At 53.2% G+C, this 26,198-nt stretch carries 23 protein-coding genes, 1 other RNA gene and 1 other annotated feature; of the genes, 19 read left to right on the forward strand and 5 right to left on the reverse strand.

The window, feature by feature from the left end; translation table 11 throughout:
• Window positions 1–50 precede the first annotated feature (50 nt).
• The 12 genes from rpmI (at window position 51) to selO (ending at window position 10,059) form a co-directional block, all read left to right on the forward strand.
• Complete coding sequence (gene rpmI, locus O3S68_RS04120) at window positions 51–248, forward strand: 50S ribosomal protein L35 (RefSeq protein ID WP_001124225.1); 198 nt, start codon at window positions 51–53, stop codon at window positions 246–248.
• Window positions 249–297: 49 nt separating this feature from the next.
• A complete protein-coding gene (gene rplT / locus O3S68_RS04125; RefSeq protein WP_013366084.1) occupies window positions 298–654 on the forward strand; it encodes a 50S ribosomal protein L20 in 357 nt (118 codons plus the stop codon).
• A gap of 119 nt (window positions 655–773) precedes the next feature.
• Window positions 774–898, forward strand: a sequence feature (Phe leader region).
• Entirely contained in the window at window positions 779–823 is a 45-nt protein-coding gene (gene pheM, locus O3S68_RS04130; RefSeq protein WP_001386830.1) for a pheST operon leader peptide PheM, read from the forward strand. Its footprint overlaps the feature before it by 45 nt.
• A gap of 40 nt (window positions 899–938) precedes the next feature.
• The gene (gene pheS / locus O3S68_RS04135) at window positions 939–1,922 is read left to right on the forward strand and encodes a phenylalanine--tRNA ligase subunit alpha (RefSeq protein WP_017456554.1); all 984 of its coding nucleotides are present in this window, start codon (window positions 939–941) and stop codon (window positions 1,920–1,922) included.
• Between the two features lie 14 nt (window positions 1,923–1,936).
• Entirely contained in the window at window positions 1,937–4,324 is a 2,388-nt protein-coding gene (gene pheT / locus O3S68_RS04140) for a phenylalanine--tRNA ligase subunit beta (RefSeq protein WP_269230849.1), read from the forward strand.
• 4 nt (window positions 4,325–4,328) lie between these two features.
• Window positions 4,329–4,628 (forward strand): integration host factor subunit alpha, encoded by a 300-nt coding sequence (gene ihfA, locus O3S68_RS04145; RefSeq protein ID WP_006820203.1) that lies wholly within the window; start codon window positions 4,329–4,331, stop codon window positions 4,626–4,628.
• A gap of 100 nt (window positions 4,629–4,728) precedes the next feature.
• Window positions 4,729–5,709, forward strand: a complete 981-nt coding sequence (gene btuC, locus O3S68_RS04150; protein WP_269230850.1) for a vitamin B12 ABC transporter permease BtuC — start codon at window positions 4,729–4,731, stop codon at window positions 5,707–5,709.
• Window positions 5,710–5,743: 34 nt separating this feature from the next.
• The gene (locus tag O3S68_RS04155) at window positions 5,744–6,295 is read left to right on the forward strand and encodes a glutathione peroxidase (RefSeq protein WP_016496335.1); all 552 of its coding nucleotides are present in this window, start codon (window positions 5,744–5,746) and stop codon (window positions 6,293–6,295) included.
• Window positions 6,295–7,044, forward strand: coding sequence for a vitamin B12 ABC transporter ATP-binding protein BtuD (gene btuD, locus O3S68_RS04160; RefSeq protein WP_269230851.1), 750 nt, complete (start codon window positions 6,295–6,297; stop codon window positions 7,042–7,044). The genes O3S68_RS04155 and btuD overlap by 1 nt, the downstream gene beginning before the upstream one ends.
• A gap of 78 nt (window positions 7,045–7,122) precedes the next feature.
• On the forward strand, window positions 7,123–7,587 hold the full coding sequence (locus tag O3S68_RS04165) for a C40 family peptidase (protein WP_045511506.1): 465 nt from the start codon (window positions 7,123–7,125) through the stop codon (window positions 7,585–7,587).
• A gap of 254 nt (window positions 7,588–7,841) precedes the next feature.
• Window positions 7,842–8,555 (forward strand): EAL domain-containing protein, encoded by a 714-nt coding sequence (locus O3S68_RS04170; RefSeq protein WP_269230852.1) that lies wholly within the window; start codon window positions 7,842–7,844, stop codon window positions 8,553–8,555.
• Window positions 8,556–8,616: 61 nt separating this feature from the next.
• The gene (gene selO / locus O3S68_RS04175; protein ID WP_269230853.1) at window positions 8,617–10,059 is read left to right on the forward strand and encodes a protein adenylyltransferase SelO; all 1,443 of its coding nucleotides are present in this window, start codon (window positions 8,617–8,619) and stop codon (window positions 10,057–10,059) included.
• Between the two features lie 6 nt (window positions 10,060–10,065).
• On the opposite strand, the gene hemP is transcribed toward selO, so the two are convergent.
• From hemP to ppsR, 3 genes are all read right to left on the reverse strand, one after another.
• On the reverse strand, window positions 10,066–10,257 hold the full coding sequence (gene hemP / locus O3S68_RS04180) for a hemin uptake protein HemP (RefSeq protein ID WP_044489374.1): 192 nt from the start codon (window positions 10,255–10,257) through the stop codon (window positions 10,066–10,068).
• Window positions 10,258–10,393: 136 nt separating this feature from the next.
• Window positions 10,394–11,440, reverse strand: a complete 1,047-nt coding sequence (aroH, locus tag O3S68_RS04185) for a 3-deoxy-7-phosphoheptulonate synthase AroH (RefSeq protein ID WP_016496329.1) — start codon at window positions 11,438–11,440, stop codon at window positions 10,394–10,396.
• A gap of 154 nt (window positions 11,441–11,594) precedes the next feature.
• Window positions 11,595–12,428, reverse strand: coding sequence for a posphoenolpyruvate synthetase regulatory kinase/phosphorylase PpsR (gene ppsR, locus O3S68_RS04190; RefSeq protein WP_016496328.1), 834 nt, complete (start codon window positions 12,426–12,428; stop codon window positions 11,595–11,597).
• Between the two features lie 332 nt (window positions 12,429–12,760).
• On the opposite strand from ppsR, the gene ppsA reads away from it, so the two are divergent.
• From ppsA to O3S68_RS04210, 4 genes are all read left to right on the forward strand, one after another.
• Window positions 12,761–15,139 carry a phosphoenolpyruvate synthase gene (gene ppsA, locus O3S68_RS04195; protein ID WP_045511496.1) on the forward strand — a complete coding sequence of 793 codons (2,379 nt, stop codon included), beginning with the start codon at window positions 12,761–12,763 and terminating at the stop codon, window positions 15,137–15,139.
• A gap of 217 nt (window positions 15,140–15,356) precedes the next feature.
• Window positions 15,357–16,766 (forward strand): MFS transporter, encoded by a 1,410-nt coding sequence (locus O3S68_RS04200; protein WP_269230854.1) that lies wholly within the window; start codon window positions 15,357–15,359, stop codon window positions 16,764–16,766.
• Window positions 16,763–19,135, forward strand: a complete 2,373-nt coding sequence (locus tag O3S68_RS04205; protein ID WP_269230855.1) for a glycoside hydrolase family 3 N-terminal domain-containing protein — start codon at window positions 16,763–16,765, stop codon at window positions 19,133–19,135. The genes O3S68_RS04200 and O3S68_RS04205 overlap by 4 nt, the downstream gene beginning before the upstream one ends.
• 581 nt (window positions 19,136–19,716) lie before the next feature.
• Window positions 19,717–19,923, forward strand: a complete 207-nt coding sequence (locus tag O3S68_RS04210; protein ID WP_269230856.1) for a hypothetical protein — start codon at window positions 19,717–19,719, stop codon at window positions 19,921–19,923.
• Between the two features lie 19 nt (window positions 19,924–19,942).
• Here the strand turns inward: O3S68_RS04210 and rprA are convergent.
• Together rprA and ydiK are read right to left on the reverse strand one after the other, a co-directional pair.
• Window positions 19,943–20,050, reverse strand: an RNA gene (rprA, locus tag O3S68_RS04215) — antisense sRNA RprA.
• A gap of 188 nt (window positions 20,051–20,238) precedes the next feature.
• Window positions 20,239–21,345: an AI-2E family transporter YdiK gene (ydiK, locus tag O3S68_RS04220; RefSeq protein WP_269230857.1), complete on the reverse strand. Its 1,107-nt coding sequence runs from the start codon at window positions 21,343–21,345 to the stop codon at window positions 20,239–20,241.
• 208 nt (window positions 21,346–21,553) lie between these two features.
• Here ydiK and ydiJ point away from each other — a divergent pair, with 208 nt between their 5' ends.
• From ydiJ to lpxP, 3 genes are all read left to right on the forward strand, one after another.
• Window positions 21,554–24,610 carry a D-2-hydroxyglutarate dehydrogenase YdiJ gene (gene ydiJ / locus O3S68_RS04225; protein WP_016496322.1) on the forward strand — a complete coding sequence of 1,019 codons (3,057 nt, stop codon included), beginning with the start codon at window positions 21,554–21,556 and terminating at the stop codon, window positions 24,608–24,610.
• Complete coding sequence (gene menI, locus O3S68_RS04230) at window positions 24,607–25,017, forward strand: 1,4-dihydroxy-2-naphthoyl-CoA hydrolase (RefSeq protein ID WP_016496321.1); 411 nt, start codon at window positions 24,607–24,609, stop codon at window positions 25,015–25,017. Before ydiJ ends, menI begins: the two co-directional genes overlap by 4 nt.
• Before the next feature lie 208 nt (window positions 25,018–25,225).
• On the forward strand, window positions 25,226–26,143 hold the full coding sequence (gene lpxP, locus O3S68_RS04235) for a kdo(2)-lipid IV(A) palmitoleoyltransferase (protein ID WP_016496320.1): 918 nt from the start codon (window positions 25,226–25,228) through the stop codon (window positions 26,141–26,143).
• The last annotated feature ends 55 nt before the right edge of the window (window positions 26,144–26,198 follow it).

Genomic DNA, 26,198 nt, shown 5'->3' on the forward strand with positions numbered 1-26,198 from the left:
TTAGTTCGCCTTTGTTTCGTTTATTAACAATGCGAAGTGGAAGTTAAAAAATGCCAAAAATTAAGACCGTACGCGGTGCTGCTAAGCGCTTCAAAAAAACCGGTAAAGGTGGATTTAAGCACAAGCACGCTAACCTGCGTCATATTCTGACCAAAAAAGCTACCAAGCGTAAACGTCACCTGCGTCCGAAAGCCATGGTTTCTAAAGGCGATCTGGGCCTGGTAATCGCGTGCCTGCCGTACGCATAAGTCGTTAACCTTTTAACTTTTTTAAGAATATAGATACAGGAGAGAGCATATGGCTCGCGTAAAACGTGGTGTGATTGCACGTGCACGTCATAAGAAAATTTTGAAACAAGCTAAAGGTTACTACGGCGCGCGTTCACGCGTTTACCGTGTTGCCTTCCAGGCTGTTATCAAAGCTGGTCAGTACGCTTATCGTGACCGTCGTCAGAAAAAGCGTCAGTTCCGTCAACTGTGGATTGCACGTATCAACGCAGCAGCACGTCAGAACGGTATTTCTTACAGCAAATTCATCAACGGCCTGAAAAAAGCCTCTGTTGAAATCGACCGTAAGATCCTGGCTGACATCGCAGTATTCGACAAAGTGGCATTTACTGCCCTGGTTGAAAAAGCGAAAGCAGCTCTGGCGTAAGCCAGTTTAAGAGAGGGAGCGTAGCTCCCTCTTTTGCTTTAACATTATCAATGCATTGACATTTTGCCGTGATGCGTTTTCAATAAGCCATCACCGCCACTTACCCTGTTAAGGTAACGCAAGCATGAATGCTGCTATTTTCCGCTTCTTTTTTTACTTTAGCACCTGAATCCGGGAGGCTAGCGCGTGAAAGAAGAAACGGAAAACAGCGCCAGAAAGCCTCCCTTGTGGAGGCTTTTTTTGTATCTGCCGCTTGTAAATATCGTCATATAACGAGGAAAACCATGTCACATCTCGCAGAGCTGGTTGCCAGTGCGAAGGCAGCCATTAACGATGCTTCAGATGTCGCCGCGCTGGACAACGTACGCGTCGAATACCTGGGCAAGAAAGGGCACCTGACCCTTCAGATGACCACCCTGCGTGAGCTGCCGCCAGAAGAGCGCCCGGCTGCGGGTGCGGTGATCAACGAAGCGAAAGAGCAAGTGCAGCAAGCGCTGAACGCGCGTAAATCGGATCTTGAAAATGCTGCATTAAATGCACGCCTGGCTGCTGAAACTATTGATGTGTCGCTGCCGGGTCGTCGAATAGAAAATGGCGGTTTGCATCCGGTGACCCGCACAATCGACCGCATCGAAAGCTTCTTTGGTGAGCTTGGCTTTACTGTCGCCACGGGTCCGGAAATCGAAGATGATTATCATAACTTCGATGCGTTGAACATCCCGGGCCACCACCCGGCGCGTGCTGATCACGACACCTTCTGGTTTGACGCAACCCGTCTGTTGCGTACCCAGACTTCAGGTGTACAGATCCGCACGATGGAAAATCAGCAGCCGCCGATCCGCATTATTGCGCCGGGTCGCGTATATCGTAACGACTACGACCAGACGCACACTCCGATGTTCCATCAGATGGAAGGGCTGATTGTTGATAAAAATATCAGCTTCACCAATCTGAAAGGTACGCTGCACGACTTCCTGCGTAACTTCTTTGAAGAAGATTTGCAGATCCGCTTCCGTCCATCTTATTTCCCGTTTACTGAGCCCTCAGCGGAAGTGGATGTCATGGGTAAAAACGGCAAATGGCTGGAGGTTCTTGGCTGCGGGATGGTGCATCCGAACGTACTGCGTAACGTCGGTATTGATCCGGAAGTTTACTCAGGTTTTGCATTCGGTATGGGTATGGAGCGCCTGACAATGCTCCGTTACGGTGTCACCGACTTGCGCGCGTTCTTCGAAAACGATTTGCGTTTCCTCAAACAGTTTAAATAAAGGCAGGCAAAACAATGAAATTCAGTGAACTGTGGTTACGCGAATGGGTTAATCCAGCCATTGATAGCGAAGCGCTGTCCGGGCAAATCACCATGGCGGGCCTCGAGGTCGATGGGGTTGAACCGGTTGCCGGTGCATTTCATGGCGTGGTCGTGGGCGAAGTGATGGAGTGCGCTCAGCACCCGAACGCCGACAAACTGCGCGTAACGAAAGTAAACGTGGGCGGTGAGCGCCTGCTGGACATCGTCTGTGGCGCGCCAAACTGTCGCCTTGGGCTCAAAGTCGCGGTCGCCACTGTCGGTGCGGTACTGCCGGGCGATTTCAAAATCAAAGCGGCAAAACTGCGTGGCGAGCCGTCGGAAGGCATGCTCTGTTCTTTCTCCGAGCTGGGTATTTCTGACGATCATACCGGCATTATTGAACTGCCTGCAGATGCGCCGATCGGCACCGATATCCGTGAATATTTAAAACTGGATGACAACACCATCGAAATCAGCGTGACGCCGAACCGTGCCGATTGCCTCGGAATCATCGGTGTGGCGCGTGATGTTGCGGTGCTCAACAAATCTCCGCTGACCGAGCCGGATATCGCACCTGTTGCCGCTACCATCGCCGATACGCTGCCGATTACTGTGGAAGCGGCAGAGGCCTGTCCGCGCTACCTTGGCCGTGTAGTGAAAGGGATTAACGTCAAAGCGCCAACTCCGCTGTGGATGAAAGAGAAGCTGCGCCGTTGCGGCATTCGCTCGATTGACGCCGTTGTGGACGTCACCAACTACGTGCTGCTGGAACTGGGGCAGCCGATGCATGCGTTTGACCGCGACCGCCTGGATGGCGGCATTGTGGTGCGTATGGCGAAAGAGGGCGAAACCCTGGTGCTGCTGGACGGTAATGAAGCCAAACTGAACGCAGACACGCTGGTAATTGCCGACCATAGCAAAGCGCTGGCAATGGGCGGTATCTTCGGTGGTGAACACTCTGGTGTAAACAGCGAAACGCAGAACGTGCTGCTGGAATGTGCTTTCTTCAACCCGCTGTCCATTACCGGCCGCGCGCGCCGTCACGGTTTGCATACTGATGCTTCTCATCGTTATGAGCGTGGTGTCGATCCGCAACTGCAATACAAAGCGATGGAACGCGCCACGCGTCTGCTGCTTGATATCTGTGGCGGTGAAGCCGGCCCGGTAATTGATGTCACGAACGACGCCACGCTGCCGAAACGTGCGACCATCCGTTTGCGCCGTAGCAAGCTGGATCGCCTGATTGGCCACCATATTGCCGACGATCAGGTCAGCGATATTCTGAACCGTCTGGGCTGCGAAGTGACTGAAGGACAGGATGAGTGGCTGGCGGTAGCCCCGAGCTGGCGTTTCGACATGGAAATCGAAGAAGATCTGGTCGAAGAAGTTGCTCGCGTTTATGGCTACAACAATATTCCTGATGAGCCGGTGCAGGCTGGCCTGATTATGGGTGAGCACCGCGAAGCGAACCTGTCGATGAAGCGTGTTAAAACCATGCTTAACGATAAAGGCTACCAGGAAGTCATTACTTACAGCTTTGTCGATCCGAAACTGCAGCAACTGATTCATCCGGGTGAGGAAGCACTCATCCTGCCAAGCCCAATTTCCAGCGAGATGTCGGCGATGCGCCTCTCTCTGTGGACCGGTTTGCTCGGCACTATCGTTTATAACCAGAACCGTCAGCAGAGCCGTGTGCGTATTTTCGAAACCGGCCTGCGCTTTGTGCCTGATACGCAAGCTAATCTTGGCATCCGTCAGGATGTGATGCTGGCGGGCGCGATTTGCGGTAACCGTTATGACGAGCACTGGGATCTGGTGAAAGGAAGCGTCGATTTCTTCGATTTAAAAGGCGATCTTGAGTCCGTGCTGGAACTTACAGGTAAACTTTCCGCCATTGAGTTTCGCGCGGAAACGAATCCTGCACTGCACCCAGGCCAATCTGCAGCGATTTATCTGAAAGATAAGCGCATTGGTTTTATTGGGGTTGTTCACCCGGAACTGGAACGTAAGCTTGATCTGAACGGCCGCACACTGGTATTTGAACTGGAGTGGAATGCGCTTGCAGACCGCGTGGTTCCTCAGGCTCAGGAGATTTCGCGCTTCCCTGCGAACCGTCGTGATATCGCTGTCGTGGTCGCAGAAAATGTGCCTGCAGCAGATGTTTTGGGCGAATGTAAGAAAGTTGGCGTAAATCAGGTAGTTGGCGTAAACTTATTTGACGTGTACCGCGGTAAGGGTGTAGCGGAAGGGTATAAGAGCCTTGCCATTAGCCTGATCCTTCAGGATACCAGCCGTACACTCGAAGAAGAGGAGATTGCCGCTACCGTTGCCAGATGTGTAGAGGCATTAAAAGAGCGATTCCAGGCATCATTGAGGGATTGAACCTATGGCGCTTACAAAAGCTGAAATGTCAGAATATCTGTTTGATAAGCTTGGGCTTAGCAAACGGGACGCAAAAGAGCTGGTAGAGCTGTTTTTCGAAGAGATCCGTCGTGCTCTGGAAAACGGTGAGCAGGTAAAACTCTCCGGCTTTGGCAATTTCGATTTGCGCGACAAAAATCAACGTCCGGGTCGTAATCCAAAAACGGGCGAAGATATTCCCATTACAGCCCGGCGCGTGGTGACCTTCAGACCCGGCCAGAAGTTAAAGAGCCGTGTCGAAAACGCTTCGCCCAAAGCTGAATGATATGAACTAATTAAAAAGGCCGCATCGCGGCCTTTTTTCTTTTCAGCATCCGGCATCAACCTTAGAATCAGTGGCCTTGCTGACCAATAAAACGGAAAACATGCTGGCATACGCTCATCTTCAACAGCAACGCAACCGCCGCTGGCTGGGTGGATTACTGCTGCTCTTACTCTTCGCGCTACTGTTTAGTCTCTGCGCGGGCGATCAATGGATTTCTCCGGGCGCCTGGTTTACGCCGGATGGGCAACTGTTTGTCTGGCAAATTCGTTTGCCGCGCACGCTGGCCGTGTTGTTGGTTGGGGCTGCACTGGCGTTGTGCGGTGCGGTGATGCAGACTCTGTTCGAAAACCCGCTTGCGGAACCTGGATTGCTTGGTGTCTCAAGCGGTGCGGGCGTTGGGCTCATTGCTGCTGTATTGCTGGGCGGTGGATTGCTCCCTGGCTGGGCGCTCGGCGTTTGTGCGATCGCTGGCGCGCTCGTTGTGACGCTGATCCTGCTGCGTTTCGCGCGCCGCCACATCTCTACCAGCCGTTTACTGCTGGCTGGTGTCGCGTTGGGTATTATCTGTACCGCATTGATGACCTGGGCCGTCTATTTCTCTTCCTCCTTCGATTTGCGCCAGTTGATGTACTGGATGATGGGCGGTTTCGGCGGCGTGGACTGGCAACAAAGTTGGCTGATGGCGGCGCTGGTGCCTGTCATCATTTGGGTCTGTTTCCAGTCCCGGCCCTTGAATATGCTGGCGCTGGGAGACATTTCCGCGCGCCAGTTAGGGTTACCGATGTGGCTATGGCGAAACGTGCTGGTGGTAGCCACGGGCTGGCTGGTCGGGGTAAGCGTCGCGCTGGCAGGCTCAATTGGTTTTATCGGTCTGGTTATTCCACATATCTTACGTCTGTGCGGTTTGACCGATCATCGGGCATTGCTGCCAGGCTGCGCGCTGGCAGGGGCGGTGGCACTGTTATTTGCCGATGTGATAGCGCGTCTGGCGCTCAGTGCGGCCGAGTTGCCGATAGGCGTTGTGACCTCGACGCTGGGCGCGCCGGTATTTATCTGGCTATTATTGAGAGCCGGGCGTTGAGCCCGCAAACCATAACATTCATTAAGGTGACGCTATGCAACAGGATATTCTCAATACTGAAGTTAAGACTATCGATGGCGAGCAGACAACGCTTGCCGGTTACCACGGCAAGGTGCTGCTGTTGGTCAACGTCGCCTCGAAATGTGGGCTGACGCCGCAGTACGAACAGCTGGAGCAGATGCAAAAAGAATTTGAAAGTGAAGGTTTTACCGTACTCGGTTTCCCCTGCAATCAGTTTCTCGGCCAGGAACCGGGTTCAGAAGAGGAAATTAAAACCTTCTGTAGCACCACGTATGGCGTAACATTTCCGCTGTTCAGCAAAATCGATGTGAATGGCGAAGCACGTCACCCGCTGTATAAAAAGCTGGTTGCCGCAGCGCCGAAGGCCGTTGCACCTCAGGGCAGCGGTTTCTACGAACGTATGGAGAGCAAAGGTCGTGCGCCGAAAGAGCCGGGCGATATTCTGTGGAATTTTGAAAAATTCCTGATTGGTCGTGACGGCAAGGTGATTCAACGTTTCTCTCCGGATATGACACCAGAAGATCCAATTCTCGTTGACGCGGTAAAACAGGCGCTGGCGAAGTAATGTCGATGCTGTTGCAGCTTCAGGATGTGGCTGAACCCGGCAGGCTTGGGCCGATAACGGCATCGGTCGGCCGGGGAGAAATTCTGCATCTTGTCGGGCCGAATGGTGCGGGGAAAAGCACACTGCTGGCGCGCATTGCCGGGTTATCGGGTGGGCAGGGAAGCGTGCTGTTTAATGCCCGTTCGCTGGCGCAGTGGCCTGCATCGCAACTGGCGCAACATCGTGCTTACCTGGCCCAACAGCAGACACCGCCGTTCGCTATGCCTGTCTGGCAGTACTTATCCCTGCATCAGCGCGATAACGCACAAACCGCGCTGCTGGCGCAGATTGCGGGCAAGCTCGGCCTCAGCGATAAGCTGGGGCGGGCGGTGAATCACCTGTCAGGCGGCGAGTGGCAGCGGGTACGCTTAGCGGCGGTGATTTTACAGATTCACCCGGCCGGCAACCCCGCCGGAGAGCTTTTATTGCTGGATGAGCCGATGAATAGCCTCGATGTTGCCCAGCAGGCGGCACTGGATAAACTTTTAAACGAGCTGGTTGCCGCAGGTATTACCGTGGTGATGAGTAGCCACGATCTTAACCATACGTTGAGGCATGCGCGCCAGGCATGGTTGCTCAGCGGTGGCAAACTGTTAATGAGCGGACGGCAGGATGAGGTGCTGACGCCATCGCATCTGGCGACGGCGTATGGTTTGGCTTTTCGCCAACTGGATGTGGAAGGTCACCGCGTGCTGATCCCAACAACGTGACGAAAACGTGACTTGCCACATATCTGATTCACACGGTAGATTATTCCGAGAAAAAGAAATAAAGAGGCGTGATCCAGGATGCGTATCTGGTTATTGCTGGCAGCGGCGTTATTCCTTGCAGGATGTAGTTCTCATCGCGCGCCGCCGCCAAATCCAAGATTGTCAGATTCGATAACCGTTATTGCTGGCCTGAATGATCAGCTCAGCCAGTGGCATGGTACGCCCTATCGCTACGGTGGCATGAGCCGTTCCGGTGTTGATTGTTCCGGCTTCGTTATGATGACGTTTCGCGATAAGTTTTCGTTGCAATTGCCGCGCGAGACGCGGCAACAGGCGGAAATTGGCACGAAAATCGATAAAGATGAGTTGCTGCCAGGCGATCTGGTTTTCTTTAAAACCGGTTCCGGAGAGAGCGGGTTGCACGTTGGAATTTACGATACAGATAATGAGTTCATTCATGCCTCAACCAGCCGGGGAGTGATGCGTTCTTCGCTGGATAATGTCTACTGGCGTAAAAATTTCTGGCAAGCACGCCGCATCTAGAATGAGAAAGCCCGCAAGGGCTTTTTTTAAACCAGGAAATTTCCACTAAATAATCACGTTTATCTTAATTAAGATCTGTGTACATTGGGATCCGGACATCCATCAATTCGTTATCAGGCTAATAAAGGTTAAGGAGAAGCCAAAAAATAAAACGGGAAAAAAATGAAGTTAATCTCATTTAAAACAATAGATTTGAAATATTTCCACCTGTGTTTGACAATGCCGGATATCACCCTTAATGCGGGGCTGGCGCAATGATAGTATCGCTGGATGACACATATCGCTCTGAGCTTCTATTACTGCCTGCGAGGAAAAGTAACGGAATGCTACAGGGACTGGAAATTATCGTTAACTTTGTGGGGCCAGACAGCAATGTCCGCACGCCTACAGAGCTGGTCATTCCGCGCCTTACGCCTGAAGAAATAATCGCTTTATTCAATGAACAACTGGCACTCCTTGAAGCCTGCCAGCTCTTTTTTATTCAACATCAATTAGCGGCCTGGATTAATATTGCGCCCTCTTTGGTTGATGTCTTGTTGGCAGATGAAACGCTAGCGACAAACATTAGGAAATTTCCTTTTCTTGAATTTACCATTAATGAGAATTTTCCCGATCTAAATAAGGGAAAAGATAATCACCCCTTGTTTCTATTGGCGAAACAATATTCACTGGTGCTGGCTAATTTTGGTGCCGGAACCGCTTCGACAAAAGCCATTTTTGATGGTTTATTTAAGCGCGTGGTATTGGATAAAAATTTTGTCCACCAGCGGCTGGCGTCACCTTCATTCGAACCTTTTATGCGGGTGATTGTTGCGCAGCTTGAACCCTATTGTGATGCATTGATGATTGCAGGCATTGATGATGAACAGGCGCTCAACCGGGCAGCAGCCTTTTCCTTTAGCGCCATGCAGGGCGCCATGTGGCCACCCGTCACCGTTGAACAGTTAACCTCTCTGGTTCAGCCATAGCCCTGCTTTTGCCTGGTGTTTTAACGCTAAAGTTAGCACTACACTAAAGGCAGGAGGAACCATGACCCTGTCTTTTACTACCCACTGGCGAGATGAATTGCCAGATTTTTATACCGCATTATCCCCAACACCGCTGCACAACGCCCGTCTGCTATGGCGCAATGAGCCACTGGCACATGCGCTGGACGTACCGGATGCGCTGTTTCATCCCGTCTCGGGAGCCGGCATCTGGGGCGGCGAAGCGCTGTTACCCGGCATGTCTCCACTGGCGCAGGTTTATAGTGGACATCAGTTTGGTGTCTGGGCCGGGCAATTAGGTGATGGACGCGGGATTTTGCTCGGTGAGCAGCAACTCCCGGACGGCACAACCCGGGACTGGCACTTGAAAGGTGCCGGGCTGACGCCGTATTCACGCATGGGGGATGGCCGCGCGGTGTTGCGTTCGACCATTCGCGAAAGTCTGGCTTCGGAAGCGATGCACTATCTGGGGATCCCGACCACGCGGGCATTGAGCATTGTGACCAGCGATACGCCAGTCATGCGCGAAAGGCAGGAGCAGGGCGCGATGCTGATGCGTATTGCCGAAAGTCATGTGCGCTTTGGTCATTTCGAACATTTTTACTACCGACGCGATCCGCAAAAAGTCCGTCAACTGGCAGATTTTGTTATCCGTCATCACTGGCCGGAAATGCAAAACGAAAGCGATAAATATGTCGCATGGTTCCGGGATGTCGTGCGGCGCACCGCGCAGATGATTGCGCGCTGGCAAGCGGTAGGGTTCGCGCACGGTGTAATGAATACCGATAACATGTCGATTCTTGGTTTAACAATCGACTATGGCCCGTTCGGTTTTCTCGATGATTACCAGCCCGGTTTTATCTGTAACCACTCTGATTACCAGGGGCGGTACAGCTTTGAAAACCAGCCGGCGGTGGCGCTGTGGAATCTGCAGCGCCTGGCGCAGTCGCTATCGCCCTTTATTGCGGTGGAGGGGTTAAACGCCGCGCTGGATGATTATCAGCACCAGTTACTCACCGAGTATGGCCTGTTGATGCGCAGCAAGCTGGGCTTCTTTACTCGCCAGCAAGGCGATAACGATCTTCTGAATTCGCTGTTTGCGCTGATGGCGCGCGAAGGTAGCGATTATACGCGTACGTTCCGCATGCTCAGCCTGACCGAGCAGCAAAGCACTGCGTCGCCGTTACGGGATGAGTTTATCGATCGCGGCGCATTTGATGACTGGTTTGCACAATATCGCTCACGCTTACAGCAGGAAAATATCGATGACGCTCAGCGGCAGGCGCATATGCAACGGGTTAACCCGGCAATGGTGCTGCGAAACTGGCTGGCGCAGCGCGCTATTGATGCCGCAGAGAAAGGCGATAGCAGCGAGCTGGAGCGACTTCATGAGGCATTACGCCAGCCATTTATCGATCGCAGTGATGATTACGTCAGCCGTCCGCCCGACTGGGGCAAACGGCTGGAAGTCAGTTGTTCGAGTTGAAATGGCCTACTTTGTCAGGATCAATTTTCCGGCATGCGTCTGGCGCAGAAGGTATTGCTGCCCGTTGTGCTCAATAACGACGCGCCCTTCATCCCCCAGCAGTGAACGGCTGTGAATGCGGCGATCGGTTGGGGTGATGTGCGTGGGCTTTTCCTGAGGCGTGACCGGTGATGCAGGCGTGCTATCCATTTGCGACATATCCGTTTTAAGACAAACCAACAATGATAATGATTATCAATAGTATGGCGATGTGAAGCAAGGGCGATTGTTTGCCTGAACGCAGTTCCCCCAGGAAAAAGTAGGGGGAATGCGTAATTGAGTCAGCAGGAAAAGGTTAAAAACGGGTGGCAACCGCGGTTGCGAGCTTTTCCAGCAGCAGTTCACTGTCTTCCCAGTTCAGGCATGGGTCGGTAATGGATTGCCCGTATACCAGCGGCTGACCACTGACAATTTTTTGCGTGCCTTCTTGCAGGAAACTTTCCGCCATCACACCAGAGATCGCGAGCGAGCCATTACGAATTTGCGTACAAATGTCGTCACAGACATCCAACTGGCGGCGATGCTCTTTCTGGCAGTTGCCATGACTGAAATCCACCACCAGATGCTCCGGCAAACCAAATTCACGCAGCGTATCGCACGCATTGGCGATATCTCCGGCATGGTAATTCGGTTTTTTACCGCCACGCATAATGATGTGGCCGTACGGGTTGCCGCTGGTCTGATAAATGGTCATTTGCCCGCTTTTATCCGGCGAGAGGAACATATGGCTGGCGCGGGAAGCGCGGATCGCGTCAACGGCGATACGTGTATTGCCATCGGTACCGTTTTTAAAACCGACCGGACAGGAAAGCGCCGAGGCCATTTCCCGGTGGATTTGGCTTTCAGTGGTGCGCGCGCCAATCGCTCCCCAGCTAATTAAATCGGCAATAAACTGGCCGGTCACCATATCGAGGAATTCGGTCGCGGTGGGTACTCCCAGCTCATTGACCTGCAACAGCAGTTTACGCGCCAGTTCAAGACCGTGATTTACGCGGTAACTGCCGTTCAGATCCGGATCGGAAATCAGTCCTTTCCAGCCCACTACGGTGCGCGGTTTTTCGAAGTAGGTGCGCATAACGATTTCCAGATGCGCGTGGTGTTTTTCACGTAATACTTGTAAACGGCTCGCGTAATCAACGGCTGCGTCAAGGTCGTGAATCGAGCAGGGACCAATAATCACCAACAGGCGGCGATCTTCACCATTCAGAATTTTTTCTATCCGCCGACGGGATGCGGTCACATGCTCCGCTACCTCTGAGGTAACAGGGTAGCGCTGCGCAAGTTCAGCTGGTGTCACCAGGCTGCTGATAGGCGCAGTGCGAAGTTCATCGGTTTTGTTCATCAAGAATCTCAAAAATTAGGTGCTTCAGCGGCAGGAATGCCGGAAGTGATGCGCAACACCTTAAACCAATCCCGGCTTATTTCAAGAGGGGTTGCAAAGCACATCACGTTTCCGGGCAATATCATAGCGCACTTCGCACCTGTGTACTAGCTTGTTAGTACATGCGGCGATTTAACCCCATAATATCGAGCATCTTGGTGGCAATTTCTTCTACCGAGTAGTTGGTACTATTAAGGCAGGGGATCTGATTCTTGCGATAAAGCGCTTCCACTTCTGCAACTTCCATCCGGCACTGGCGCAATGACGCGTAGCGGCTATTTTCCCGGCGCTCTTCGCGAATGGCGGCAAGGCGCTCAGGATTAATGGTCAGACCAAATAATTTATGCTGCAGTGGCTTTAACGCAGCGGGGAGCACGAGGTTATCCATATCATCGGCAATAAAAGGATAATTTGCTGCGCGAATACCAAATTGCATCGCCAGATACAGACTGGTCGGTGTTTTTCCACAGCGCGAAACGCCCAGTAAAATCACCTGCGCCTGATCCAGATTGCGCAAAGAAATACCATCGTCGTGCGCGAGGGTGTAATCAATAGCTGCGATACGCGCATCGTATTTCGTTAAATTACCGGGATTGAGCCCATGTGTGCGGTGCGCAATGGGGGTGGGATCGAGTTTTAATTCCTCCTGCAGCGGTGCTACCAGCGCCTGAACGATATCCTGACAAAATCCTTCGCTTTGCAAAATAATGGCGCGAATTTCCGGTATCACAATGGAGTAGAACACCAGGGGGCGATTGCCGGTTTGCTGATAGATGGCGTCTATTTGTTCTTTGACGGCACGGGCCCGGCTCTCGTTTTCCACAAACGGCAGCGTAATACTGCTGACGGCAACCGGGAATTGCGACATGACCGCATGGCCTAATACTTCAGCGGTGATAGCGGTTCCATCAGAAATATAAAAGACGTGGCGATCAACTGAACTGTCCATTTAACCCATCCTGAATGACATGCGTAATTCTCTGAAAGCATAAATTAAAACCCTCAACATGCGTATCTCCTTTTTCTCATTTTTAAAATGAAATGGTGTTTTTATTTTTAATGAACTCAACGGTTCATTTTTTTTAATTTCCCCTATAAAAAATAAGGAGATACAAAAATGAGAAATTACTCAAGGTGATTTATTGATGGGAATCTATCCGAAAAACCAGAAATCGTAATTGCTTACACGATTCACCGTTTTTTCAACGGAATTAATTATGCCAGGATAAAAAAGTAGTTCGACGTTTTCACCCATTCATATATCACAAAAGGATTGTTTCGATGTCCAACAATGGCTCGTCTCCGCTGGTGCTTTGGTATGACCAACTCGGCATGAATGATGTAGACAGAGTTGGGGGCAAAAATGCCTCCCTTGGTGAAATGATTACTAATCTGTCCGGTATGGGGGTTTCCGTACCGAATGGGTTTGCGACCACGGCCGATGCGTTTAACCAGTTTCTGGAACAAAGCGGGCTAAATCAGCGCATTTACGAATTACTGGATAAAACTGACATCGATGATGTGTCCGAACTGGCCAAAGCCGGTGCGCAGATCCGCCAGTGGATTGTCGACACGCCGTTCCCGCCGGAGCTGGAAAAAGCAGTCCACGAAGCCTATGCCAAACTCTCTGAAGACGACGCTGAAGCGTCTTTCGCGGTGCGTTCTTCTGCGACCGCAGAAGACATGCCGGATGCCTCGTTTGCCGGTCAGCAGGAAACCTTCCTCAACGTGCAAGGGTATGACGCCGTGCTGGTGGCGGTGAAGCATGTGTTTGCCTCGTTATTCAACGATCGCGCCATCTCCTATCGCGTGCATCAGGGCTACGATCATCGCGGCGTCGCGCTTTCTGCCGGTGTGCAGCGCATGGTGCGTTCGGATATCGGTTCTTCTGGCGTGATGTTCACCATCGATACGGAATCCGGTTTTGATCAGGTAGTGTTTATCACCTCTGCCTGGGGACTGGGCGAAATGGTGGTGCAGGGCGCCGTTAACCCGGATGAGTTCTATGTGCATAAGCCAACGCTTGCGGCAAATCGTCCGGCCATTGTGCGTCGCACCATGGGATCGAAGAAAATCCGCATGATCTATGCGCCGACGCAAGAGCATGGCAAGCAGGTGCAGATTGAAGATGTACCGCAGGCAGAGCGCGACCGTTTCTCCCTGACCGATGACGAAGTGCAGGCGCTGGCGAAGCAGGCGGTGCAAATCGAGAAACACTATGGCCGTCCAATGGATATTGAATGGGCGAAAGACGGCCATACCGGTAAATTGTTTATCGTGCAGGCGCGTCCGGAAACCGTGCGTTCGCGTGGCCAGGTGATGGAGCGTTACACGCTGCATGCCCAGGGGCGCATTATCTCTGAAGGCCGTGCCATTGGGCATCGCATTGGCGCCGGTACGGTGAAAGTGATCCACGATATCAGCGAGATGAACCTGATCGAGCCGGGCGATGTGCTGGTAACCGACATGACCGACCCGGACTGGGAACCGATCATGAAAAAAGCGGCGGCGATTGTTACCAACCGCGGCGGTCGTACTTGCCACGCGGCGATCATTGCGCGTGAGTTAGGTATTCCGGCGGTGGTGGGCTGCGGCGACGCGACCGAACGTATTAAAACCGGGGAGAAAGTCACCGTCTCCTGCGCCGAAGGCGATACCGGTTATGTGTATGCCGATCTGCTGGATTTCAGCGTGAAAAGTTCAAGCGTAGACACCATGCCGGATCTGCCGCTGAAGATCATGATGAACGTCGGCAACCCGGATCGCGCCTTCGATTTTGCTTGCCTGCCAAACGAAGGCGTAGGCCTTGCGCGTCTGGAATTCATCATCAACCGCATGATCGGCGTGCATCCGCGCGCACTGCTGGAGTTTGATGATCAGGACGCGAAATTACAAAACGAAATCCGCGAAATGATGAAAGGCTTCGATTCGCCGGTTGAGTTTTATGTCGGCCGTCTGACGGAAGGCATTTCGACACTGGGAGCGGCATTCTGGCCAAAACGCGTGATTGTGCGTCTGTCTGATTTTAAATCGAACGAATACGCCAATCTGGTCGGCGGTGAGCGCTACGAACCGGAAGAAGAGAACCCGATGCTCGGCTTCCGTGGCGCAGGCCGTTATGTGGCCGACAGCTTCCGCGATTGCTTCGCGCTTGAGTGCGAAGCGGTAAAACGCGTGCGTAACGATATGGGGCTGACCAACGTGGAAATCATGGTCCCGTTTGTACGTACCGTTGAACAGGCAAAAGCGGTAGTTGATGAGCTGGCGCGCCAGGGGCTGAAACGCGGTGAGAACGGGCTGAAAATCATCATGATGTGCGAAATCCCGTCCAACGCGCTGCTGGCGGAGCAGTTCCTTGAGTATTTCGATGGTTTCTCTATCGGCTCCAACGACATGACGCAACTGGCGCTGGGTCTCGATCGCGATTCCGGCGTGGTCTCAGAACTGTTCGACGAACGTAACGACGCGGTGAAAGCGCTGCTTTCGATGGCGATCCGTGCGGCGAAAAAGCAGGGCAAATATGTCGGCATTTGCGGGCAAGGGCCTTCGGATCACGAAGACTTTGCCGCCTGGTTGATGGATGAGGGCATTGATAGTCTCTCACTCAACCCGGACACCGTTGTGCAGACCTGGCTAAGCCTCGCCGAACTGAAAAAATAAAGGCAAAAGTAAAATCCCCGACATAATGTCGGGGATTTTTTTATTTCAGCCGCGAACTCGGCGGCGATCACAATAACCAAAAAACGTAAAAAGCCTGGCAATTATTGCAATTGTCCCCTCGTTAGCTTCTTCCAATACTTGAGCCGGTAGTGAGCAGTGCGACGTTAATCTGTCGCGCCATGTTGAAATATTTTTTGACCTCACAAGGCTAATAAAAATGACAATCTCCTCTGTCCTGAGTACAAAAGACAAAATTGGTTACGGTCTGGGTGATATGGCGAGCGCCCTGGTCTGGCAAACCGCAACGCTGTTTCTCGCTTATTTCTATACGGATGTGTTTGGGTTACCCGCCGCCATCATGGGAACCATGTTTTTGGTCGTGCGCGCGGTGGATGCTTTTGTCGATCCTTGCATCGGCGCACTGGTGGATCGTACGCAAACGCGACACGGGCGTTTTCGCCCCTGGCTGCTGTGGTTTGCAATACCGTTTGGTGTGAGCTGCATTATTACCTTTTATGTCCCGGACGCAGGGGCGACGGCAAAAATCCTCTATGCCTGCGTCACTTACGCCATCCTTAGCTTTATCTATTCTGCGATTAACGTCCCTTACTGCGCCATGCCCGGCGCGCTGACGATGGACCCGCACGAGCGCCACTCGCTGCAGTCCTGGCGCTTTGGTTTATCGTTTATTGGCGGCCTGATCGTGACCGTTATTGCCCTGCCACTGGTGGCACATCTGGGGGCTGGTAATGATCAAAAAGGGTATTTTTATGCCATGAGCATGATGGGCGTACTGGGCATTTTTCTGTTCTTTGGCTGCTTCTTTATGACACGCGAGCGTTTTACGCCGCGCAATGATAGCTCCGGTTCGCTGTTCAGCGATCTCAAATTGCTGGCGAAAAATACGCAGTGGCGCATTGTCTTTGTGTTTAATATTTTGCTGTTAACCGCGGTTGTAACGCGTGGTTCCGCCACGATGTATTACGTCAAATACGTATTACAGCGCCCGGATATGGTATTTACCTTTATTGTTTCGGGCATGATCGCCGCCCTAAGCGGAGCACTATTATCAGCTCGGTTATTAGGGAAATTTGACCGGGTGCGCGCCTACCAGTGGACAATTATTACATTCGTCGTTTTCGCGGCGCTGATCTTTATTATCCCGCCGACGCAAGTGTGGCTTATTTTTGGCCTCAATATCGTTTTCAGCTTTATTCAGAACCTGACCACGCCGCTGCAATGGACCATGTTCTCTGATGTGGTGGATTACGAAGAGCACCGCAGCGGGCGTCGCCTCGACGGACTGGTGTTCTCGACAGCGTTATTCGCCATTAAATTTGGCCTGGCGCTTGGCGGCGCAGTCGTGGGGTGGGTGCTTGGTGCCGTGGATTATGCGCCGAATCAGGCAGCCCAGAGCGCGACGGTGCTGACGACCATTAACGCATTGTTTACGCTGATCCCCTGCCTGCTGTTTATCTGCATGGTGCTGCTGCTGACCCGCTACAAACTCAATAGCCAGGTTGCCGACAGTATCGCGCAAGATCTGATACGTAAACGCGACGTCAGTGAAAGCGACACGGCAGTGCAAACCGCCCCGGATTTCAATAACACAGGAGTGACCCGATGACTGCTATCTACCAGGACGCAAACCGTCCCGTGGCCGAACGCGTTGCGGATTTACTGGCGCGGATGACGCCGGAAGAGAAATTCGCGCAAATGCATGCGTTGTGGCTGGTGCTTTCAGAAGAGGGAGAGCACCGCGAGCGCACCGATCTCAGCGATGAGTTTGCCGGTGTCAGCACGCAGGCGGCGCTGGCACAGCGGCTTAAACTGGGGGTCGGGCAAATAACCCGTCCACTGGGCACGCATATAGTGGAGGCGAAGCGCGGTGTACGCGCGGCTAATCGGCTACAAAAAACGTTGGTGGAAGAGACGCGGTTGGGTATCCCCGCACTGTTTCATGAAGAGTGCCTGGTGGGTTTATTGTGCAAAGACGCGACGTTATTTCCCTCCTCGCTGAACTACGGTTCCACCTGGGATCCGCAACTTGTGCAACGTGCCGCCCATCATATCGGGCTGGAAGCGCGATCGACCGGATGCAAACAGGGGCTGGCTCCGGTACTGGATGTCTCGCGCGATGTGCGCTGGGGGCGCACGGAAGAGACGTTTGGTGAAGATCCGTGGCTGGTGGGGGTGATGGCGTGCGCCTACGTGAACGGGTTGCAGGGTGGAAAGGGCGATATGCTGGCGACGCTCAAACACTATGTTGGCCACTCGTTTAGCGAAGGCGCGCGTAACCATGCCCCGGTACACCTCGGCTTTTGCGAGCTGAACGACACCTTTTTGCTGCCGTTCGAGATGGCAGTGAAGCTGGCGAAAGCAGGATCGGTGATGCCGGCCTATCACGACATTGATAACCAGCCGGGTCACAGTGACCATTTCTTGCTCACCACTTTGCTGCGTGAACAGTGGGGCTTCGAGGGCATTATTGTTGCCGATTACGGTGGCGTCAGCCTGCTGCATCAACATCACGGCGTGACACACGATGCCGCAGAATCCGCTGCGCTCTCGTTTAATGCCGGGCTGGATGTTGAATTGCCAAAAGATGATTGTGCACGCCATCTGGCAGAGGCCGTTGAGCGTGGCCTTATCTCCATGGCAAAAGTGGACGAAATTGTCGCCCGCGTGCTGGCAGTGAAATTCCGCCTCGGTTTGTTCGAACAGCCTTATACCGATGAACAGGGCATCGACCTGCAGTCTGCCAGGACGCGGCAGGTAGCGCGCGAGGTCGCTACGCGCTCAATGACGCTGCTGGAAAATAACGGCATTCTGCCATTGAACGGCTCACCGAAAGTGGCGGTAATTGGCCCGACCGCTGACGACCCGCTGGCTTTGCTCAGCGGGTACAGTTTCCCGGTGCATTTGATCATTAGCGATATGCTGGAGGAGACCACGCAGGTCACCACGCCGCTTGCGGCGCTGCGCCAGACGCTGGGAGAGGGGAACGTCCGTTATGCCAAAGGCTGCCATATTATTGAAAAACGTATGGCTGGCGCCCCCGTTTTCCCCGGGGATGCGTCGGGTAAACCGATGCAGCAGTCACCGGTTTCCATGGATTTGAGCCTGATCCCGCACGCGGTGAGCGTGGCGCAGGAAAGCGAGGTGATCATTGCCTGTGTGGGCGATCTTGCCGGGCTGTTCCAGAGCGGGACGGTGGGAGAAGGTTCCGACACGGACAGCCTGACGCTGCCGGGTGTGCAACAACAGTTGCTGGAGGCGTTAGTGGCAACCGGGAAACCGGTCGTGGTGGTCATGACCGGTGGGCGTCCGTATAACCTGCAAGGGCTGGAGTCGCGCGTTGCCGCATGGTTAATGGCGTGGGCGCCGGGGCAGGAGGGCGGCCGGGCGATTGCCGATGTATTGACCGGGCGGGCAGAGCCGCAGGGGCGTCTGGTCGTCAGCGTGCCGAAAAGCGCGGGGGCGATGCCCTATTATTACAACCACAAGCTGAAAAGCGGTGGTACACCGTTTGCCTTCCATTTTGGCGCACTTTACCCCTTTGGCTACGGGAAGAGCTGGACGCAGTTCGAGTATATGAACCCGGTGTTGCTGACACCGGATGTGGCGATTGATGACGATATTCGTGTGCAGGTGCAGGTAAAAAATAGCGGAGATCGCAGCGGCAGCGAGGTGGTGCAACTGTATGTCCGGGATAAAGTAGCGTCAATGGTGCGTCCGGTGCAGGAGCTAAAAGCGTTCCAGCGCGTGGCATTATCACCGGGTGAAACGGCAACCCTGACGTTCATCGTGCCGGTGGATATGCTCAACTTTACGCGCCGTGACGGGCAGCGCATTGTCGAACCGGGTGAGTTTGAGCTGCAAATCGGTGCCTCATCGGCAGATATCCGCGCAGCGCTCACGGTGAACGTTTACGGCGAGACCCGCGAACTTCCCACCGCCTGGAAAATGATGAGTCAGTGCGAAGTCAGCCAGTGATAACATCGTAGCCCATCGCTCGATGGGCTATTTTTTTGCACAAACAGACAACAATAACCCGGCTGAAATAACAACCACGCTGCATGACTTACAATTACCTGAGGTATTTGTGCGATCGTAAGCTATTCGTGCCTGCCGCTGGTATATATTTATTGTATTGATAATTACCCCGCATATAATTCCCTCCCGTAACTTAGCTCTTCGTTATTTTCTATTTCTCTGTACTTGCAGAAAAAAATTTATTGAGATTTTACCTGGTGGGAAAATAGCTGCGCGCCATTATGTCCATTTTATTTGTCATGGTGTGACGGGGTTTGGCGACATTGAACCCGGCGGTATCCGGTGGGTGAACTACGCCTGTGAACGCAGGATTTACAGGGCGCTGCAGGGCCGGTTATGTAACGTCGTTGATCGCGTGCTGTCTCAGCATCATCTTATCAGCAGCTGGCGCAGGTAAATACGTAAGCGGGTTTAGAGTGATCGTGTTTTCACGATTTTAATTTATTAACTATTGCAGTTTTTATTCCGCTGTAGCGGAAGTGATCTATTTATTTGCCTGCAATCGTGTTGAGGTTATTCAAATGAAAGCTTATTTATTCATGTATATCGTGCTCGCATGCGCGGGTCTTAATGGCTGTGCGGCGTATAACGATCATATTCGTGACTGTGACGGACACGATGTGAGCACGATGCATTTAGCACTCGATTACCTACCAATTGGTGCAGCCATTGATAATGGCGCCTGCGCGGTGAGCGGCAACGGAAGCGCGTCTGCATCCGGCAAATAAGTGCTTGAAATGAAAGCGGCGAAAAAAAAGCCCATCGTGGGAGATGGGCAAAGACTACACACAGCAATTCGTTGTTTCACTCAGGGGATTTCCATGCTTATAAATCAAGGTGTTGATTTATAACCGTGAGCTAATAGTAGGCATGTCGATTTTTTGCGTCGATCAGATTCGTCTCATTAGTTAAATGGACGTGAAGAATATATGGGCTAAATCGCGCAATATTTCGCTTTCAGAGGGATCTGATCGGGATTTCGTGTCTGAAATGATAAGTAGCGCTTAATAATAATTAAGGCGGGCTACCCCGCCTTATTATTTTCAGGAGGGGTTATCTAAATCGTCGACTTCGCTTAGCGCATTATCTGCCGCTACCGGTTCGGGCGCTTCATTCACCCACGCGGAGAATAGCCGCCAGGAAACCGCCAGTAATACCGGACCAATAAACAGGCCAATCATACCGAAAGCGACCAGTCCGCCAATTACCCCTGAAAGAATAAGGATCAGCGGTAAATCCGCACCCATGCGAATAAGTACCGGGCGGATGAAGTTATCCAGCGTGGCGACAATGCAGCTCCAGACCAGCAACACGGTGCCCCAGGTGGAATCTCCGCTCCAGTAAAGCCAGATAATGGCCGGAACCAGCACCAGTAACGGCCCGAGCTGCACCAGACAGGTCATCAGCATGACCACGGTAAACAACGTAGCGTAGGGCACGCCGGAAATGGCCAGACCAACGCCGCCAAGCACGGCCTGCACCAGCGCGGTGACCACCACGCCAAGCGCTACGGCGCGTATAGCCTGGCCTGCCAATAGCACAGCGGCATCGCCTCGTTTCCCGGCAAGACGAATGGCGAAATGGCGGATCCCTCTGGCAACTTGCTCACCGCGCCAGTAGAGCAGGGCGCTGAACAGCAACATCAGGCCGCAGTGCAGCATAAAGCGTCCGATATGCGCGGCCTGGCCGACAAACCAGGTGGTTGTCGCGCCTACATACGGCCGCAGTTTGGCCATAATGGCGCTGCCGCCCATATCCAGCAGGCTGTGCCAGCCCGCATAGAGCTTCTCACCAACGAAAGGGATGCTGTTTAGCCAGGCTAAATCCGGCGGTGACATGGCGCCGGTGCTGATGGCATGGATCACCGGGCCGCTGGAGTCCACCAGGCTATTAACCAGTAGCGCGACAGGAATGATAAACAGCAGGATCAACAGCAGCATCATCACTAACACTGCCAGCGATCGGCGGCCAAACAGCACGCGTTGCAGGCGTACCAGCAGTGGCCAGGTGGCGATCACCACCGTTCCCGCCCAGGCAAAACCGAGGATGAAGGGCTGGACGACCCACAGACAGGCGATAATCATGATTGCTAAAAACAGTACCGACAGCATGATTTGCGGTACATCCCTGGACTGACGTAGATCAACCATACGATTTACTCACCTTATTGAGTGGCTGAAAATTCGGTGTTTCTGGAAATCACCAGTGATAATGATTAATGATTTCAGCGGTTTTGGACAGTCCGATTCTGCCTGTAATTCTCATGGGCGCATAAGAAAAAAATGTGATACAACGATGAATGCTTAAAGCAAACGATTAACTATTCACAACACTAACAATCAGGCAGGGTCAAGCATAATGATCCCACAGATTTCCCAGGCACCGGGCGTCGTTCAACTGGTGCTGAATTTTTTGCAGGCTTTGGAGCAACAAGGTTTTACCGGTGATACCGCCACCAGCTACGCCGACAGGCTAACGATGGCGACAGACAACAGTATTTACCAGCTATTACCCGATGCCGTCGTTTTCCCTCGTTCAACGTCCGACGTTGCCTTGATCACACGCCTCGCGGCCGAGCCACGTTTTCGTACGCTGGTCTTTACTCCGCGCGGCGGCGGTACCGGCACCAATGGCCAGGCGCTGAACCAGGGCATCATCGTTGATATGTCCCGCTATATGAACCGCATTATGGAAATCAATCCTGAAGAGGGATGGGTGCGCGTTGAAGCAGGCGTTATCAAAGATCAGCTCAATCAGTATTTGAAACCTTACGGTTTCTTCTTCGCGCCGGAGCTGTCGACCAGCAACCGCGCGACCCTGGGGGGAATGATCAACACCGACGCTTCCGGACAGGGGTCCCTTGTTTACGGGAAAACTTCCGACCATGTGCTGGGTGTCCGCGCTGTGCTACTGGGCGGCGATATCCTCGATACGCAGGCGATGCCGGTGGCGCTGGCAGAAACGCTGGGTAATGCCAGCACCGCTATCGGGCGTATCTATAAAACGGTGCTGGAGCGCTGTCGCGATAACCGTCAGCTGATTCTGGATAACTTCCCCAAACTGAACCGTTTTCTTACCGGTTACGATCTGCGTCATGTGTTTAATGACGAGATGACCGAATTTGATTTAACCCGCATTCTGACCGGCTCAGAAGGGACGCTGGCGTTTATTACCGAAGCGCGCCTTGATATCACGCCGCTGCCGAAAGTTCGCCGTCTGGTGAACGTTAAATATGATTCGTTTGATTCCGCGCTGCGCAATGCGCCGTTTATGGTGGAAGCGCGGGCGCTCTCCGTCGAAACCGTAGATTCGAAAGTGCTCAATCTGGCGCGGGAAGATATTGTCTGGCATTCGGTGAAAGAGCTGATTACCGATGTGCCGGACAAAACCCTGCTTGGCCTGAATATTGTTGAGTTTGCCGGTGACGATCAGCCGCTGATTGATGCGCAGGTGCAGTCGCTGTGCCAGCGCCTCGATACGTTAATGGCTAAGGGTGAAGGCGGCGTGATTGGCTGGCAATTGTGCGAAGATCTGACGGGCATTGAGCGCATTTACGCCATGCGTAAAAAAGCCGTGGGGTTATTAGGGAACGCGAAAGGCGCAGCCAAGCCGATTCCCTTTGCGGAAGATACCTGCGTGCCGCCGGAACATCTGGCGGATTACATCGTTGAATTCCGTGCGCTGCTTGATGGACACGGCCTGAGCTACGGCATGTTTGGTCATGTCGATGCCGGGGTGCTGCATGTGCGGCCCGCGCTGGATATGTGCGATCCGCAGCAAGAAGTGCTGATGAAATCCATTTCGGATGATGTGGTGGCGTTGACGGCAAAATATGGCGGTTTGCTGTGGGGCGAGCACGGGAAAGGTTTCCGCGCCGAATATAGCCCGGCGTTTTTTGGCGAGCAGTTGTATGGTGAGTTACGCAAAATCAAAGCGGCGTTCGATCCGGAAAACCGGCTGAACCCAGGTAAAATTTGCCCGCCTGAAGGCATTGACGCGCCGATGAAGAAGGTGGATGACGTTAAGCGCGGTACGCTTGACCGGCAAATTCCTATTGCCGTGCGTTCCTCATGGCGTGGCGCCATGGAGTGTAACGGTAACGGCTTATGCTTTAATTTCGATGTGAAAAGCCCGATGTGCCCGTCGATGAAAATCTCGGCGAACCGTATTCATTCGCCAAAAGGGCGGGCAACGCTGGTGCGTGAATGGCTGCGTCTGCTGGCCGATCGTGGCATCGATCCAATTAAGCTGGAAAAAGAGCTGCCGGAAAAGCGGGCCAGTTTGCGCACATTAATCGAGCGTACGCGCAATAGCTGGCATGCCCGTCGCGGCGAGTATGATTTCTCGCATGAAGTTAAAGAAGCGATGTCAGGCTGCCTGGCCTGTAAAGCGTGCTCTACACAATGCCCGATCAAGATTGATGTGCCGGAGTTCCGGTCACGCTTCCTGCAGCTCTATCACAGCCGTTATCTGCGCCCGGTACGCGATCATCTGGTCGCCACGGTTGAGAGTTATGCGCCATTAATGGCGCGCGCACCGAAAACATTTAACTTTTTTATGAGCCAGCCGTGGGTGCGTTCCCTTTCCGCGAAGCATATCGGCATGGTGGATTTACCGTTGCTGTCGGTGCCGTCATTGCAGCGTCAGATGGTCGGGCATCGCACGGCGAACATGACGCTTGAGCAGCTTGAACAGCTCGATGCCGCGCAGAAAGCGAAAACTGTGCTGGTGGTGCAGGATCCATTTACCAGCTATTACGATGCGCAGGTCGTGGCCGATTTTGTTCGTCTGGTCGAACGGCTTGGTTTCGCGCCGGTCGTGTTGCCTTTCTCGCCAAACGGCAAGGCGCAACACATTAAAGGTTTCCTGAATCGCTTTGCAAAAACGGCGCAAAAAACCGCAGATTTCCTTAACCGCGTGGCACAACTGGGCATGCCGATGGTCGGTGTCGACCCGGCGCTGGTGCTCTGCTACCGCGACGAGTACAAGCTGGCGTTAGGCGATAAGCGTGGGGACTTTCATGTGCAACTGGTGCATGAATGGCTGCCGGCGGCGCTGGATAACATCGGTGAACGCGCGCTCAGCGGTGAGCCCTGGTATCTGTTCGGCCACTGCACAGAAGTGACTGCGCTACCGGGTGCTACGGGGCAATGGGCGTCGATTTTTGCGCGTTTCGGCGCGGTACTGGAAAATGTCAGCGTTGGCTGCTGCGGCATGGCCGGAACCTATGGTCATGAAGTGAAGAACCATGCCAGTTCGCTGGGCATTTATGAGCTTTCCTGGCATCAGGCGATGCAGCGTTTGCCGCGTAATCGCTGTCTGGCAACCGGCTACTCTTGCCGCAGCCAGGTTAAACGAATCGAAGGGAATGGCGTGCGCCATCCACTACAGGCATTGCTGGAGATTTTGGGATGATCTGGAAACGTGCGGTTACGCTGGAAGCCCTGAATGCAATGGGTGATGGCAATATGGTGGGGTTGCTGGATATTCGCTTTGAACGCATCAGTGACGATGCACTGGAGGCGAGTATGCCGGTAGATCAACGAACGCATCAGCCGTTTGGCCTGTTACACGGTGGTGCGTCGGTGGTGCTGGCGGAAACGCTCGGTTCTGTTGCCGGCTATTTGTGTACGGAAGGGGAACAGAAAGTGGTAGGGCTGGAGGTCAACGCTAACCACTTGCGCTCGGTGCGCAGCGGGCGTGTGCGCGGTGTTTGTCGGGCGCTGCATACGGGAGGGCGGCATCAGGTCTGGCAAATCGATATTTACGACGAACAATCCCGCCTGTGTTGTTCATCACGGCTGACCACGGCAATTGTCTAATCATTTTCGGCGGTATAACCGCCGAAAAATCTTCATTTTTTATTCATTATTCTGCGCATTAGATTTTAACTCTTCGTGCTATATTGTCCGGCACTGGATGTACCGCCCGATTGTCTTCAACCGGCGCGAGTGGCTGTAACGCGTAATGACCTGATGAAGTGATTCATTGTCTCTTTAAGCGCTACTGAATTAAGGCTTTTAGGTAACAATGATGACACCGTTTAAGCGCGAATTTTTACACCCACGCCATTGGGTGACATGGGCCGGATTAGGTTTGCTCTGGCTGCTCGTTCAACTTCCTTATCCTGTTCTTGCCCGCCTTGGCGCGGGGCTGGGGCGGCAATCACGTCGATTCCTGCAGCGCCGTGAGCGTATCGCCCGCCGTAATCTCGAATTATGTTTCCCCCATATGAGCGATGAACTGCGTGAGCGGCTGATTGCGAAAAACTTTATGTCGTTGGGCATGGGGTTGATTGAAACCGGCATGGCGTGGTTCTGGTCGGATAAGCGTGTACGCCGCTGGTTTGATGTCGAAGGCTATCAGCATTTGCAGACCGCCCAGGCCAGCCAGCGTGGTGTGATGGTGGTCGGTGTGCATTTTATGTCGCTGGAGCTCGGCGGGCGCGTAATGGGGCTTTGTCAGCCAATGATGGCAACCTATCGCCCGCATAATAATGCGTTGATGGAATGGGTACAGACGCGCGGGCGTATGCGTTCCAATAAATCGATGATTGATCGCCGTAACCTGAAAGGTCTGGTCAATGCGCTGAAACAAGGGGAAGCCGTTTGGTTCGCGCCGGATCAGGACTACGGTCGCAAAGGCAGTATTTTCGCCCCGTTCTTCAGTGTGCAAAACGCGGCCACCACCAACGGCACCTACGTTTTATCGCGCCTTTCCGGGGCGAAAATGTTGACGGTCACGATGGTGCGTAAAGAGGATTGCTCCGGTTATTCGCTGCATATCGGCCAGGCACTGAATGACTATCCGGTTCAGGATGAGTTTGCTGCCGCCAGTTACATGAACAAAGTGATTGAGCGCGAAATCCTGCGCGCACCAGAGCAGTATCTCTGGATCCACCGGCGTTTTAAAACCCGCCCGGTCGGCGAACCTTCGCTTTATAACTAACCTTTGTTAACGCGCCCCTTCTCAGGGGCGTTGTATTATTCTGTTGCCAACAACA

Source organism: Kosakonia sp. SOY2, assembly GCF_027109175.1.
In the GTDB taxonomy this organism is placed as follows: Bacteria; Pseudomonadota; Gammaproteobacteria; order Enterobacterales; family Enterobacteriaceae; genus Kosakonia.

What these genes read in the sequence shown, in the direction of transcription:
- rpmI (WP_001124225.1), top strand. Translation starts at nt 51, where the DNA reads ATGCCAAAAATTAAGACCGTACGCGGTGCTGCTAAGCGCTTCAAAAAA.
- menI (WP_016496321.1), top strand. Translation starts at nt 24,607, where the DNA reads ATGATCTGGAAACGTGCGGTTACGCTGGAAGCCCTGAATGCAATGGGT.
- O3S68_RS04155 (WP_016496335.1), top strand. Translation starts at nt 5,744, where the DNA reads ATGCAACAGGATATTCTCAATACTGAAGTTAAGACTATCGATGGCGAG.
- selO (WP_269230853.1), top strand. Translation starts at nt 8,617, where the DNA reads ATGACCCTGTCTTTTACTACCCACTGGCGAGATGAATTGCCAGATTTT.
- lpxP (WP_016496320.1), top strand. Translation starts at nt 25,226, where the DNA reads ATGATGACACCGTTTAAGCGCGAATTTTTACACCCACGCCATTGGGTG.
- ihfA (WP_006820203.1), top strand. Translation starts at nt 4,329, where the DNA reads ATGGCGCTTACAAAAGCTGAAATGTCAGAATATCTGTTTGATAAGCTT.
- ppsR (WP_016496328.1), bottom strand. Translation starts at nt 12,428, where the DNA reads ATGGACAGTTCAGTTGATCGCCACGTCTTTTATATTTCTGATGGAACC.
- O3S68_RS04200 (WP_269230854.1), top strand. Translation starts at nt 15,357, where the DNA reads ATGACAATCTCCTCTGTCCTGAGTACAAAAGACAAAATTGGTTACGGT.
- pheT (WP_269230849.1), top strand. Translation starts at nt 1,937, where the DNA reads ATGAAATTCAGTGAACTGTGGTTACGCGAATGGGTTAATCCAGCCATT.
- hemP (WP_044489374.1), bottom strand. Translation starts at nt 10,257, where the DNA reads ATGTCGCAAATGGATAGCACGCCTGCATCACCGGTCACGCCTCAGGAA.
- btuD (WP_269230851.1), top strand. Translation starts at nt 6,295, where the DNA reads ATGTCGATGCTGTTGCAGCTTCAGGATGTGGCTGAACCCGGCAGGCTT.
- O3S68_RS04210 (WP_269230856.1), top strand. Translation starts at nt 19,717, where the DNA reads ATGAAAGCTTATTTATTCATGTATATCGTGCTCGCATGCGCGGGTCTT.
- aroH (WP_016496329.1), bottom strand. Translation starts at nt 11,440, where the DNA reads ATGAACAAAACCGATGAACTTCGCACTGCGCCTATCAGCAGCCTGGTG.
- O3S68_RS04165 (WP_045511506.1), top strand. Translation starts at nt 7,123, where the DNA reads ATGCGTATCTGGTTATTGCTGGCAGCGGCGTTATTCCTTGCAGGATGT.
- btuC (WP_269230850.1), top strand. Translation starts at nt 4,729, where the DNA reads ATGCTGGCATACGCTCATCTTCAACAGCAACGCAACCGCCGCTGGCTG.
- pheS (WP_017456554.1), top strand. Translation starts at nt 939, where the DNA reads ATGTCACATCTCGCAGAGCTGGTTGCCAGTGCGAAGGCAGCCATTAAC.
- rplT (WP_013366084.1), top strand. Translation starts at nt 298, where the DNA reads ATGGCTCGCGTAAAACGTGGTGTGATTGCACGTGCACGTCATAAGAAA.
- ppsA (WP_045511496.1), top strand. Translation starts at nt 12,761, where the DNA reads ATGTCCAACAATGGCTCGTCTCCGCTGGTGCTTTGGTATGACCAACTC.
- O3S68_RS04205 (WP_269230855.1), top strand. Translation starts at nt 16,763, where the DNA reads ATGACTGCTATCTACCAGGACGCAAACCGTCCCGTGGCCGAACGCGTT.
- ydiK (WP_269230857.1), bottom strand. Translation starts at nt 21,345, where the DNA reads ATGGTTGATCTACGTCAGTCCAGGGATGTACCGCAAATCATGCTGTCG.
- O3S68_RS04170 (WP_269230852.1), top strand. Translation starts at nt 7,842, where the DNA reads ATGATAGTATCGCTGGATGACACATATCGCTCTGAGCTTCTATTACTG.
- ydiJ (WP_016496322.1), top strand. Translation starts at nt 21,554, where the DNA reads ATGATCCCACAGATTTCCCAGGCACCGGGCGTCGTTCAACTGGTGCTG.